Raw genomic sequence first — 13,192 nt, forward strand, 5'->3', positions numbered from 1 at the left:
ATGACGGACGCAAGCACGCCCACCGATGGCGCAACCGCACCCGTCCACCTGGTGTTCCCGCCGATGGTCGAATCCAACTTCGGCAGCCTCTACCCGGCGCCGGCCGTCCTGGCCGGGTTCCTCGCAGCGCACGGCGTGGAGAGCAGCCAGGAGGACTTGAACGAGTCGTTCGCCGAGTACCTGCTGGCGCCGGAGACCGCGCGGGCGCTCGGCGCCGGCCTGGTGCCCGGGGTCTCCGCCGATTCCCTGTGCGCGGCCGTGGCCCGCTGGTCGAACGAGCACCGGGACCAGCTCATCGACCCGGTGGGACGCCACCACTTCGGGCCGGACGCGCCGTACGGCTGGGCCATGGAGATCCTGGCCCAACCCTTTTCCGTGGACCCCGACACCGGCGTGCTCGCAGGAGAGGGCGACGCCGACACCGCAGCCTTTTACCAGGCCTTCTACTCCTGGACCGGCACTGCCGAGCGGATCGGCGACACCACGGCCCTGGTCGGCATCTCGGCCGCCATGGGCCCGCAGCTGCTGCCCGCGCTGCTCCTCGCCGCCCATGTGAAGGCGGCCCGCCCCTCGGTACGCGTGGTGCTCGGGGGTCCGGCGGTGAGCCTGATGTCCTCCGTGGACCTGGACGTCATGCTGCGGTCGAACGCTTCCGTGGACTGCATCGTGCGCTACGACGGCGAGTTCCCGCTCCTCGAACTGGCCCGCCAGGCCGTGGCCGGTCACTGGGACCCGGAGAGCGTGCCCGGAGCGTCCTGCCTGACCGACGACGGGGTCCGGCACGTTGCGCCGGGCGTGGGCCCCAACCTCAACCAGCTTCCCCGGCCGCGCTATTCGAAGGCGGCGCTGGCAAGGCTGGCCAGCCCGACCCTCAGCATCACCCAGGCCAGGGGCTGTTACTGGGGCAAGTGCGACTACTGCGACTTCGTGGAACTCTACGAGGGCAGCGCGCCCTTCCGCGGTCGCCACCCGGACTCGTTCACCGACGAGGTCGAGTGGCTGGCGGGTGAGTTCGGCATCCGGAGGTTCAACTTCGTCACCGAGTCCATCCCTCCGGCCTTCGCCCGCCGGATGAGCCGGGCCTTCCTCGACCGTGGCCTGGACGTGGTGTGGAACTCGTTCGCCATGGTGGACCGGCGCTTCGACCGCGAACTCCTGGAGTCGATGGTGGCGTCGGGCTGCGAGTTCCTCGTCATCGGCCTGGAGACCATGGTCACCCGGGTCCTCAAGCTCGTGCACAAGTCAGCCGACCGGGAAGAGAACATCCGCTTCCTGCAAGACGCACGCGACGTGGGCATGCCGCTGCGCGTCAACCTGATTCCCGACCTCCCGTCCACCACCTACGAAGAGGCGCTCGCGGCGCTCGGCGACATGGAGCGGCTGGCCGACTGCGTCGACTCGGTCTCGGTGTTCCCCTTCGAAGCCACCCGCTCCTCCAACGTCGGCCGCGCGCCGGACCAGTTCGGATTGCTGCCGCTCAGCACCTCCGACGCGATCGGCCAGTCACAGTACGCGCTGAACCACCTCCACAATGCGGACCCCGCCATGACCCCCGAGCAGCGGAGCGAAGTGCACCGCCGCTACCGGGACTTCGCCCGCCAGATCGCCACGCGTTCCACGCTGCCGCCGTCGAGCTTCAAGGACGACCTCCATCCCGGAGCGCTGCTGAGGGTGCCGATCGAGGAGCTGGACGTCCTCGACACCGGCGAGAAGCTGGTCTGTACGCACATGGGAAGCCGGGAGAGGCTCTCACTGCCCGGCGCGGCGGCCCGGATCCTCCAGCCGCACCTCAACGGCAAGCCCTTCGTCGCCGGCCGGATCCCGGGGGCACGGCGCCCGGACGGGGTCCCCAAGCTCGCCGAGCGTCTGATCGCGGCCCGGGTCCTCGTCCCTGCCGCGGAGCGGGAAGGCCTCGTCGATGACACCGGTGTCTGACGGTCTCCGGGAACGGATCCTGCGGCTCGTCGAAACGGTGGCCGTACTCCCTTCCGAAGGCGGGCTGCGGCTGCTCCACGGCGTGGACGTACTGCGGGTGCGCGGGCCCGAGACCGCCCTGCACGCAGCCGTCGAACACCTCACGCACGGTGTGCCGGCCGGGGAGATCGAGGCCCTGCCCCCGCGCTCCGTCCTGCGCCTGCTCGTGGGGCGGCTCACCGAAGCGGGCTGGATCACCGACTCGGACCCCGACCACGGCAAGGGGACGGAGCTGGAGCGCCAGATCGGCTACCTGACGCTGTTCGGCGCCGATGCGCCGCACCTCCAGTCGAGGATCGCCGCGTCCCGCGTGGCCGTCCTCGGCGTGGGCGGCGTGGGCGGTGTGGTGGCGCAGCACCTGGTGGGCGCCGGGACGGGTGCCCTGTGGCTGGTGGACCACGACCGGGTCGCCCTGCACAATCTCAACCGCCAGTTCCTTTCCGGCCGCTCCGACGTGGGCAAGTTCAAGACCGAGGTCGCCGGGCGCTCGCTGCACGCGCTGGCGCCCGGCGCGGAACTCAACCTGGCGGACTGCCGGATCAGTGCCCCCCGCGACCTGGACCGGCTGCCCGACGATCTGGACCTCCTGGTGCTCGCGGCCGACACCCCGGCCGACATCGCCACCATCGTGTGGGACTGGGCCCGCCCCCGGGGCATCCCGATGTGCTCGGCCGCGGTGGGCCTCGGGACCGGCTACTGGGGGCCGGTGTTCGTGCCCCGGCTCGGCCACTGCATGCCGTGCTTCGAGGCCGGCCGGCTCGCCGGGCTGTCCGCCGAGGACGTCAGGGCCGTACGCGACGACGCCCCGCCCACGCCGTATTCGTTCGGTCCGACGAACACGGTCGTGTCCGCGCTGCTGGCGCACGAAGTGCTGCGGTTCTTGGCGACGGGCCGCTGCTCCGTGCTCAACCGCCGCGGCCACATCCGCTTCTCCGACGGATCCACCTCCTTCCTGGACGGCGCGGCATGTACCTGCGCCGAGGGTCGGCAGCCTTCGGGGAGCCCTGGAAACATGCAGGCGGAGGCCGCCTGTGCACCATCGGAAAGGTGACCTTCGTGTCCGGAAAATCAGCGCTGGCCCGCACGGGCTTCTTCCGCCTGTGGGCAGCGGAGTCCATCTCCATGGCGGGCTCCCAGGTCAGCATGTTCGCCATCCCCCTGGTGGCCGTGCTGGTCCTCGACGCCGGCGCCTGGGAGATGGGCCTGCTCGGCGCGGCGGGCTCCCTCGCGATTTTGCTCTTCGGCCTCTCGGCCGGCGTCTACGCCGACCGCTACGAGCGACGCAAGCTCCTCGTCCTCGCAAATCTGGGCCGTGCCGCCGTGATCCTCGTCGTGCCCGTCCTCTACTGGGCCGACATGCTCTCGATCACCGCTCTCCTCGTGGTCGCGTTCCTCACCGGCGGGCTCGGACTGCTCTTCGACAGCGCGATGTCGGCCTACCTGCCCCGGCTGGTCGGCAAGAACGAACTGGAGCGCTCGAACTCCTGGATGCAGGGCACCGAATCGGTCGGCGAGGTGGCGGGCCCGGGCTTCGCCGGTCTCGTCGTGCAACTGGTCAGCGCCCCGGTCGCGCTCCTCGTGGACAGCATCAGCTACCTCGTGAGCTGCATCAACCTGGCCGGTCTGCCCAAGGCCGAGCCGCAGCGCAGTCCGGACGCCGCCCCCGAATCCCACGGCGCCGCGGTGCTGGCCGGGCTGAAGATGCTCTGGTCGAACAAGGTGCTGCGGCCCCTTGCGCTCGCCGCCGCGCACTTCAACCTGTTCACCGCCATGTTCTTCGCACTGTTCACCCTGTACGCGGTGAAGGTCCTCGACTTCAGCCCCTTCCTCCTCGGCGCGGTCACCATGACCGGCGGAGTGGCCGGTCTGGCCGGATCCTCGTCCGCCGTGCGGCTGTCCGCCCGGTTCGGCCTCGGACCGACCCTCCTCGCTTGCTACTCGGTCCCCGGCATCGCAGCCCTGCTCATCCCCTGGGCGCAGTCCTTCAGCAAGCCGGTGGCGGCCCTCTTCGTCGGACTGTCGACCTTCGTCTGGTCGTTCTGCGTGGTGATCCTGCTGATCCTCGGGATGTCCCTGCGGCAGCAGCTCGTGGAAGACGCCTACCTCGGCCGCGTCAGCGCCACCTTCCGCTTCGTGAGCTGGGGAGTGGACCCGATCGGCGCCCTGATCGGCGGCGCGCTCGGCGCGAGCTCCTTCGGCCTGCGCAACACGATGGTGCTCGCCGCACTCGGAATCGTCTTCTCGGCCCTTTGGCCGTGGTTCAGCCCCGTCCGGACCGCCCGCTCCGCAACCCCGGCCGAGGACCAAGACATGCGCGAGGCGGACACCGCCGATCCCGCGCCGCAGCCGTGACGACGAACGACGGAGACGTGATGACCCTGCTGCAGATCGGGCCGGCCCCCGTCGGAGCCGAATCCCGTGTGCCGCCCGGCGCGCCCCTGCGCGTGCTGTTCGTCTGCATGCCCTGGGCCTCCCTCGACATGCCCTCCCTCGCCCTGAGCACGCTCACCCCGCTCGTCCGCGAGCACCGGGGCGTGGAGTCGGTGGACGTGCTCTACGGCAACCTGCGCTGGGCCGACCACGTTCTGCGGGAGAGCGGCGGGTCCGTCGGGGAGGAGGACTTCGGCCGGATCGTCCGAGGGGACTTCATCGGGGTGGGCGAGTGGGTCTTCTCGTCCGCGCTCCGGTCGGCGCAGTCGCCGCTCCCCGCTCCCGAGACCACCCCCTTCCACCGGCTGGCCTCCGCGCGGGGCGCCGAACTGGAGGGGCCCTCGCGGATGTACCGGATGGCACCGGGGTTCGTCCGCGCCCTTGCCGAGGAGATAGCCGGCCAGGAGTACGACGTCGTCGGTCTGACCACGACCTTCGACCAGAACATCCCCTCGCTGGCCCTCGCCGGGGCGCTCAAGGACCTGAGGCCGGAGCTGGTCACGGTGCTCGGCGGTGCCAACTGTGACGGACCCCAGGGCGGTGCGCTCCACGAGGCGTACGACTTCCTCGACCACGTGGTGCGCGGTGAGGCCGAACTGGTGCTGCCCCAGCTGCTCGACGTGCTCTCGCAGGAAGCGGCCGGTCTCGGAGAGGGGGAGCGCGCCGAGCGGCTGGGCACCATCAGCGGCCTGTGCTGGCGCACCGCCGACGGCGCCCCCCGGGCCAATGCGCTGGCCGCCGGGATGGTGCCGATGGAACGGGTGCCCACGCCCGACTTCAGCGCCTACTTCGACGCGTTCGGCCGGACCGAGTCGGTACGCGACACCGTGCCGAAGGTACAGATCGAGGGCGGCCGGGGCTGCTGGTGGGGCGAGAAGCACCACTGCACGTTCTGCGGGCTCAACGGCACCCTGATGGCGTTCCGCTCGAAGCCCGCCGAACGGGTGCTCACCGAGATCCGGCAGGTGGTCACCGACCACCGGGTACTCGATGTGATCTTCTCCGACAACATCATCGACATGCAGTACCTCACCTCCCTGCTGCCGCAGGTCGGCGAACTCGGCTGGGACCTGCGCATGTTCTTCGAGGTCAAGTCCAACCTGACCTACCGGCAATTGCTGAAGATGGCCGACGGCGGCGTCACCCAGATCCAGCCGGGCATCGAGAACCTGAGCACCCGGGTCCTGGGCCTCATGCGCAAGGGAGTGACCGGCTGGCAGAACGTCCGGCTGCTCCGCGACTGCCGGACCCTGGCCATCTACCCGAGCTGGAACGTGCTGTACGGCTTCCCCGGCGAGACCTGGGAGGACTACGCATCGATCGTCGAGCAGACCCGCCACCTTGCCCACCTCTTCCCTCCGGACCTGTCCACCCGTATCCGGCTGACACGCTTCAGCCCGTACTTCACCACCCCCGAACTCGGCCTGGAGAACAGCGGTCCTTCCGAACTGCTCGCGAGCGTCTACCAGTTGCCCAGGGAGCGCCTGGCCGACATGGTCTACATGTTCGACAGCGAGCCCGCAGGCCTCGGCGCCGAGCACGGCGCCCGTCTCGAACGGGCCGTGGAGCAGTGGCAGGAGGCGCACCGCGGTGCCCGCCTCGTGGCTTTTGAAGAGGGCTCCGACCTGCGGATCGTCGACGAGCGGGTCCGCCGGGCCCCGCGCGAGCACCTGCTCGCCGCGGGTCTCGCCGTCGAGGCCTACCGCGACCTGCTGAAAGGTCGGACCGCGGAGGTGCTGGCCCGGCGCATGCAGGAGTCCGGACTGCAGGACGCGGCTCGGCGGCTGCCCGCCCTGCTCGACCGGTGGGAAGGCGACGGCCTGGTCTACCGGGACGGTGAGCACCTCGTCGCTCTCGCGACCGGATTGGAATGGTCATGACCCAGCAGGCAGCTGTTGCTCCCGCCGCTCCCACGCGCAGGGGGCTCTTCGCCCCCTGGGAGCCGGGCATGCCGCACACCCGGGACCTCCTGGTGCAGGTCGCCCGGACCGGAGCCCGCGGGTTCAGGGTCTCCGGTGTCCTGCGGCTGGGCCCGGACACCGCGGCCACCACCGCGGACTACCTGGCGTTCCTGAGGGACGCGGCCGGTGTCGGCCTGCGCGTCAGCTGGCGCGGGAGCCTGGAAGGGATCTCCCACGCCCCGTTCCGGCACCTCGACCCCCCGCGCGACGACTCGGGGAAGGCGGCGTGGCCGGTGCCCCCGCGACCCCTGCTCACCCTGCGCCGCGGCCCGGGCTTCGTCCTGATCGAAGACTCCAGGGACGGCCGGATGCGTCGGACCGTGGTGGACCGCCCCGACCGGATCGCCGTGCTCGTCGAGCCGGGGCTGGGGTGCATCGCCGACGACGGGCTCGACGCGGACACGGGCCGGGCGGTACGGGCCCTCGCCGATCTCGGTCTCGTCGCCGCCGTCGGCGACCACTGGCTGACCCTGCCCGTGCGATTCCGCTACGCACGCTCCTGAGCTCCCTGAAATGAGACTGACCCGATGAACGTGACATCCGCCCTGGAGTCGGACCTGGCGCGCTTCTACCGAGGACGCCGAGTGGTGCTCCTCGGACATCCCCTGTCCGCCTACGGACGCCAGAGCGCGGCGCTGCTGCGTACGGGAGCACACGCGCCGTTCGTCGTGGCCGGCGGGACGGGACCGGGGCAACCCCCCGATGGCATCGCCGGCCACCACCTGGTCCCGCTCGAACCGGCCGACGCCGAACTGCGGGCCGAGGAGCTGAGTCGGCTGGCCGCCGCTCCGCCGCCCGCACTGCGCGCAGTACTGGACGGCTACGACCCGGACCGGACCGCCGTGGCCGTCGCGGAAACGGCCCTGGCGCCCGACCGGATCGTAGGCAGGCCGATTCTGGACAGCGGAGCCCGGTGGGGCGAGGTGTTCGCCGACCACGGTGCGGTGGATTCGCTCTGGGCCCGGCTGGGTGCCACCCGCCTGCCCTCGGTCGTGGTCCCGGCCGACGGCGAGGCGCTGGAGCGGGCCCACGCGAAGCTGGACCTCGGCCAGGGGACCGTCGTGTTCGCCGCACCGCAGCGGCCGGTACTGCGGGCCGGCGGCCCCGTCCACCGGCTGCACGAGAGCCGTGACGCTGGGCCGGCCGCACGGCGTCTGGCCCCCCTCGGCAGCCGGGTACGCGTCGTCCCGTACGTCCGGGGCGTCCCCTGCGGCATCGGCGGCTTCGTGCTGCCCGAAGGCCCGGTGGTGCTGCGCCCCCACGAGGAGATCGTCCTCGAACACCGGGGTGAGCTCAGCTCGGGCGGCTGCTCCGGATTCTACGAACCCGCGCAGGCCGAGCGCGCCGAGCTGACGGGCCTGGCTCAGGCCGTAGGGCATGAGCTGCACAGATCCTTCGGCTATCGCGGGGCGTTCCAGCTCAGCGGCTTGCTCGTAGGCGGCAGTTTCCTGCCCTGGAGCCTCGGGCTGCGGCTGGGGGCCGGCCACGCCCTTCTCGAAGGGGCCTGGCCGGACCTGTCAACGGCGCTGCTGCACGCGGCCCTCAGGGCCGAGCCCGCCCTGCGGATCGCCCCGGACACCGTGCGCGCCCTGTCCGAGGGTGGTAGCGCGGGCAACGCCATCATCATGTTCGACACCCCGCAGCCCCCGTGGCCGCAGGGCTCCCCCCGGACCGCGTCCCGCACCCTCTGGCTCACCCGGGAAGAAGCAGTGGTGCGCCCTGCGGGACAGCAAGACCGGAGCAACGGCTGCCTGGTGCACACCCGAGTCGCAGACGCCGGGAAGCTGCTGCTGGTCGCAGGCCCCACCTTCGCCGCGGCGGGCCGCAGCACCGACCGCCTGCTCGGCCCCGCAGTGGCGCAGTCCTGTCAACTGGCCGGAAGTCAATGGGGCATGGCGCTCGAACTCGCATCGGCCTGGTGAACGCGATGAGCATGGCCGTACAGGACCGCGAGCTGGAGGAACGGCGTGACGCACATAGAGGTCGGTAATCTGCACTACGTACTTCCGGACGGTCGCGACCTCTTCTCCGACGTGTCCTTCCGGGTCGGCAGCGGAACCACGGCAGCCCTGGTCGGGGCGAACGGCACCGGGAAGACCACGCTCCTGGAGATCCTCTCGGGAGCCCTGTCCGCCCGCGGGGGCTCTTACCACGTGGGCAAGTCGGTCGGTGTCATGCGCCAGTTCATCGGCTCCATCGACGACGGGACGACCGTCCGGCAATTCCTCGCGAACCTGGCTCCGCACGCGTTGCGCGAGGCGTTCCGGGCGGTGGAGGTCGCCGAGGCCGTCATGTGGGAACGCGAGGACGAACCCTCCCAGATGGCCTACGCGACAGCGCTCTCCCACTGGTCCGAGATCGGTGGATACGAGGCCGAAGTCGAATGGGACGTGGTGTGCACCGCGGCGCTGCGCGCCCCGTACGACGAGGTCGGCCACCGTGAGGTGCGCACCCTGTCGGGCGGCGAGCAGAAGCGGCTGGCGCTGGAGTCGCTGCTGCGCGGCCCCTTCGAGGTCCTGCTGCTCGACGAACCGGACAACTACCTGGACGTGCCCGGCAAGCGGTGGCTGGAGCGCAAGCTGAAGACCACGTCCAAGACCGTCCTGATGGTCAGCCACGACCGCGAGCTGCTGTCCTACGCCGCGGACGTCGTGGTCACGCTGGAAGGCCGCGGAGCCTGGGTGCACGGAGGCGGGTTCGGTGACTACCAGACGGCGCGCGACCACCGGGTCGAGTGGCTCGAACAGCGTCACCGCGACTGGGCCGATGAGCACCGCCGTCTCAAGGAGCTCGTCCGCACCCTGCAGGAACAGGCCAAACTGTCCTCCGCCATGGCGGCCAAGTACCGGGCCACCCAGACGCGACTGGCGCGCTACGAAGCGGCCGGACCGCCCCCCGAGCGGGCCAAGGAGCAAAAGGTGCGCATGGCGCTCACCGGTGGACGGACCGGGAAGCGGGCCGTGATCTGCGAGCGCCTCGCCCTCACCGGGCTGACCGACCCGTTCGACCTCGACGTCTACTTCGGCGAGCGGATCGCCGTGCTCGGCGCGAACGGCACCGGCAAGTCACACCTGTTGAGGCTCCTGGCTGCCGGCGGCAGCGGGGGAGAGTGGTACGACGCCCGGTTGCACGGAGCGGCGGTGGAGGCCGAGGGGGCGGCACGGCTCGGCGCCCGGGTCGTGCCCGGATGGTTCGCGCAGACGCACGGCCGGCGCGACCTCGCGCGCCGCACCCTGGTGGAGATCCTGGGTCGGGGCGACGGCGAGCGGACCGGCCGGGACCGCGGTCAGGCGATCTCCGCCCTTCGACGCTACGAACTCCACGCCCAGGCCGACCTGCTGTTCGAACTGCTCTCCGGCGGCCAGCAGGCCCGGTTCCAGATCCTCCTCCTTGAGCTGCAGGGCTCGACGCTCCTGCTGCTCGACGAACCGACCGACAACCTCGACCTGCACAGCGCCCAGGCGCTGGAGGACGGGTTGAAGCAATACGAGGGAACGGTCCTCGCCGTCACCCACGACCGCTGGTTCGCACGCGGCTTCGACCGCTATCTCATTGTGGAACACGACGGATCGGTCACCCTGCGGGACGAGCCGGTCTGGGGAGAGGAGCACAGTGCACGCATATAGCTGGTCGCGGCCGGCCCGAACCGCAGGTACCGAAAGGGCCCGGACCGTCGAGGAGATCTTCGGCCTGACCCCCGAACGCTACGCCGAGGTACCCGTGTTGGACCGGGTACCGCTCCCGGGCACCGGCATCACCTACGTCACGGGCTACTCGGGTACGGGCAAGAGCGTGCTGCTGAGGCTCTTCCTGGCCGACCACCCGGAAGCGCACGTCCCGGGTGAGGTGACGGATGACCGGCCCTTGATCGACCTGTTCGACCTGCCGCTGCCCGACACGCTCCAGCTGCTCGGCCAGGTCGGGCTGGGCGAAGCCTTCACGTACCTGACCCCCTACCACCGGCTCTCGGACGGCCAGCGGGCCAGGGCCCGGCTGGCGCTCGCCTATGCGAGCGGCCACCGGTTGCTGGTGATAGACGAGTTCCTGTCCACCGTGGACCGGGTCAGCGCGGCCGTCGTCGCGTACGGCTTCCAGAAGTTCTGCCGCCGCAACGGGGTGAGCGCCGTGGTCGCCACCGCGCACGGCGACCTGGGCGACCAACTCGGCCCGGACCACACCGTCGTACTCGACTACAACGGCGCCAAGACGGTCACGACCGGTCCGGGGATCGCCACCGCCCCCTTCCGTGACACCACGGTGATCCGTCCTGGCGAGCCGGCGGACTACGAGTCCATGGAGCGCTTCCACTACATGGGTGGCCTGGACGTCCCCGTCGAGGCCTTCGACATGGAGGTGCACGTGGCGGAGGTGAACGGTGTCGTGGCCGCGGCGAAGGTGCTCTCACCGCCCTACCCCCGCAGCTGGGAACGGCATTCCGTGTTCCGCGACGTGAACGAGGCGCTGACCGTGTCCCGCCGCACGGTGGTCCATCCCGTGTTCCGCAGTGTGGGGCTGGCGGGGAGGCTGTGCGACCCGGCCCTGGCCGCACGGCCCGCGGTCTTCATCCGCTCCGCCCTCGGCCGCTTCCAGCCCTTCCCCCTGAGTGCGGGCTACACGGAGGTGGAGGTCGACACGGCTCAGAACACCGAACTGGCCCGCAGAGCGGACGAGCTCGCGGCCGGCGGGCTGAAGGGGCTCGGCGCGGCCGAGAGGGCGTTGTTGCGCGAGCGTGCGGTGCAGATGCTCACCGCCGAGTACCACCAGTACCGCGACATCGCCGGACTGCCCGCCCTGGAGCCGCCCGCCGACCGGTCGGTGCGCACCTGGTTCGCCCGATGCGTCGAGGTGATGGACGAGGAACGGCTGGCAACGGTCGTGAAGCCCTTCCCGATGGCCGGTTTCGTCAGCCGGAGCTCCGCGGGGGTGGACGAGACGGTGGCGCGCGCCGCATCCGCATCCGCATCCGAGTCCGTACACGTCGCCGCCCAGCCCGGGGTGACCCTGTGATCATCGTCGGAATCTCCGCGCTGTACCACGACTCGGCGTGCGCCCTCATGGTCGACGGCGAGCTGGTGGCCGCCCATCACGAGGAGCGCTACACCCGGCAGCGCAACGACCCCTCCATGCCGATCAACGCCTTCCGCCGCTGTCTGGAGCAGGCGGGCGTGGGGATCGATCGGATCGACCGGCTCGCCTACTACGAGAACCCGACGGCGAAACTCTCCCGACAGCTGTGGACGACCTTCCCGGACACGGGACGGACACCGGACGGCGCCCTCTTCCGGCTCGATGCCGACCGCCCCCTTCGTGAGATGCGCGAACTCCTGGGCCACCAGGGGCCGGTGGACTTCGTCAGCCATCACGAGGCACACGCCGCGAGCGCGTTCTACTGCTCGGGCTTCGAGGAGTCCGCGCTGCTCGTCGCCGACGCGGTCGGGGAGTGGGCCACGACCAGCTACGGGCGGGCCGGCATCGACGAGGGCCTGGAACTGCTCGAAGAGGTGCGGTTCCCGGATTCCCTGGGGCTGATGTACAGCGCCGTCACCAACTACCTCGGATTCGAGGTCAACAGCGACGAGTACAAGGTGATGGGCCTGGCCCCGTACGGCAAGACCCGTTTCCTGGAGCAGATGGAGAGTCTGCTGCTCGACGGGGAGGGCGGCCAGTTCCGCCTGGATCCGCGCTACTTCGATTTCAGCGACGAACGCCGGATGTTCACGGACGCCCTGGCCGAGCTGCTCGGAGTACCCGCGCGCGCACCTCGGGACGAGCTCGCTTCCGTACACGAGGACATCGCCGCCAGCCTGCAGGCCGCGCTGGAGAACGTCCTGCTCCGCAAAGTGCGCCATCTGCACGAGCTCACCGGCAGCCGACGGCTCTGCTACGCCGGCGGGGTGGCCCTCAACTGCGTGGCGAACGGCGTACTGCGCACCAAGGGCCCTTTCGAGGAGGTCTTCGTGCAGCCCGCCGCGGGGGACGCGGGCGGCGCCGTCGGCGCGGCCGCACTGGTCCACCACCGCCACACCGGCACCTTCACCCGCCGCAGGCTGCGCGACGCCCGGCTGGGGCATGCCGAGGATCCCGATCGGATCCTGGAGCTGGTGCGGCGGGCCGGCATCCCCGCCGCCGACCACACCGGAGACCTCGACGGTCTGCTGCGGGCCACCGCGGACGAGCTCGCCGCCGGTGCCGTGGTCGGATGGTTCCAGGGTCGCACCGAGTTCGGGCCCAGGGCACTGGGCGGAAGGTCGATCCTGGCCGATCCGCGCGACGGCGGCATGCGTGACCGCATCAACGCCCTGGTCAAGAAGAGGGAGGCGTTCCGGCCGTTCGCCCCCGCAGTGGTCGCCGAGCGCTGCCACGAGTTCTTCGAGCTCGACGTGGACTCGCCGTTCATGCTGGAGACCGCACAGGTGCGGGGCGACGGACTCCCCGCCGTCACCCATGTCGACGGCTCGGCACGGATCCAGACCGTGGCCGCCGACGTGGACCCGCGCTTCCACGGACTGCTCACCGCGTTCGGCGAACTCAGCGGCTTTCCGATCCTGCTGAACACGTCCTTCAACATGCGGGGGGAGCCGATCGTCAACACCGCCGCCGACGCAATCGCCTGCTTCGTCCGGTCCCGGCTCGACGTCCTCGTCCTCGGGGACCTGCTGATCCGGCGGGAACAGGTGCCGGTGTCGGCGGTGAAGCGCCTGGAACAGACGTCTCCCTACAAGGCACCCACGGTGAGCGAGTCCGTCTACACCTTCTTCTGACGAACGCCCGGCCCGCCGTGGCCGCCCCCTGCCGATCGTGGCCTTCCCACACAGACCGACGAAGGG

Annotated in this window: 9 protein-coding genes; all 9 read left to right on the forward strand. The window is 70.8% G+C overall.

Going from position 1 to position 13,192, the window contains the following annotated elements; all coding sequences use genetic code 11:
- The 9 genes from OG974_RS02295 to OG974_RS02335 are packed head-to-tail and all read left to right on the forward strand — an operon-like array spanning position 1 to position 13,126.
- Positions 1 to 1,935 (forward strand): radical SAM protein, encoded by a 1,935-nt coding sequence (locus tag OG974_RS02295; RefSeq protein WP_327279289.1) that lies wholly within the window; start codon positions 1 to 3, stop codon positions 1,933 to 1,935.
- Positions 1,928 to 3,025: a ThiF family adenylyltransferase gene (locus OG974_RS02300; protein ID WP_327279290.1), complete on the forward strand. Its 1,098-nt coding sequence runs from the start codon at positions 1,928 to 1,930 to the stop codon at positions 3,023 to 3,025. The genes OG974_RS02295 and OG974_RS02300 overlap by 8 nt, the downstream gene beginning before the upstream one ends.
- 5 nt (positions 3,026 to 3,030) lie before the next feature.
- Entirely contained in the window at positions 3,031 to 4,326 is a 1,296-nt protein-coding gene (locus OG974_RS02305; protein ID WP_327279291.1) for an MFS transporter, read from the forward strand.
- Between the two features lie 20 nt (positions 4,327 to 4,346).
- Positions 4,347 to 6,284: a RiPP maturation radical SAM C-methyltransferase gene (locus tag OG974_RS02310; protein WP_327279292.1), complete on the forward strand. Its 1,938-nt coding sequence runs from the start codon at positions 4,347 to 4,349 to the stop codon at positions 6,282 to 6,284.
- Positions 6,281 to 6,868: a DUF5825 family protein gene (locus OG974_RS02315; RefSeq protein ID WP_327279293.1), complete on the forward strand. Its 588-nt coding sequence runs from the start codon at positions 6,281 to 6,283 to the stop codon at positions 6,866 to 6,868. The genes OG974_RS02310 and OG974_RS02315 overlap by 4 nt, the downstream gene beginning before the upstream one ends.
- A 24-nt stretch (positions 6,869 to 6,892) precedes the next feature.
- Complete coding sequence (locus OG974_RS02320; protein ID WP_327279294.1) at positions 6,893 to 8,287, forward strand: hypothetical protein; 1,395 nt, start codon at positions 6,893 to 6,895, stop codon at positions 8,285 to 8,287.
- A 45-nt stretch (positions 8,288 to 8,332) separates the two neighbouring features.
- Positions 8,333 to 9,991 carry an ATP-binding cassette domain-containing protein gene (locus OG974_RS02325; protein ID WP_371645208.1) on the forward strand — a complete coding sequence of 553 codons (1,659 nt, stop codon included), beginning with the start codon at positions 8,333 to 8,335 and terminating at the stop codon, positions 9,989 to 9,991.
- Positions 9,978 to 11,372: an AAA family ATPase gene (locus OG974_RS02330; protein WP_371645210.1), complete on the forward strand. Its 1,395-nt coding sequence runs from the start codon at positions 9,978 to 9,980 to the stop codon at positions 11,370 to 11,372. The genes OG974_RS02325 and OG974_RS02330 overlap by 14 nt, the downstream gene beginning before the upstream one ends.
- Positions 11,369 to 13,126, forward strand: coding sequence for a carbamoyltransferase (locus OG974_RS02335; RefSeq protein WP_371645212.1), 1,758 nt, complete (start codon positions 11,369 to 11,371; stop codon positions 13,124 to 13,126). Before OG974_RS02330 ends, OG974_RS02335 begins: the two co-directional genes overlap by 4 nt.
- The last annotated feature ends 66 nt before the right edge of the window (positions 13,127 to 13,192 follow it).

This window comes from Streptomyces sp. NBC_00597 (assembly GCF_041431095.1).
GTDB lineage: Bacteria > Actinomycetota > Actinomycetes > Streptomycetales > Streptomycetaceae > Streptomyces.

Excerpts from the sequence above, each read along its gene's own strand:
- OG974_RS02315 (WP_327279293.1), top strand. The coding sequence starts at position 6,281 with ATGACCCAGCAGGCAGCTGTTGCTCCCGCCGCTCCCACGCGCAGGGGG.
- OG974_RS02320 (WP_327279294.1), top strand. The coding sequence starts at position 6,893 with ATGAACGTGACATCCGCCCTGGAGTCGGACCTGGCGCGCTTCTACCGA.
- OG974_RS02295 (WP_327279289.1), top strand. The coding sequence starts at position 1 with ATGACGGACGCAAGCACGCCCACCGATGGCGCAACCGCACCCGTCCAC.
- OG974_RS02310 (WP_327279292.1), top strand. The coding sequence starts at position 4,347 with ATGACCCTGCTGCAGATCGGGCCGGCCCCCGTCGGAGCCGAATCCCGT.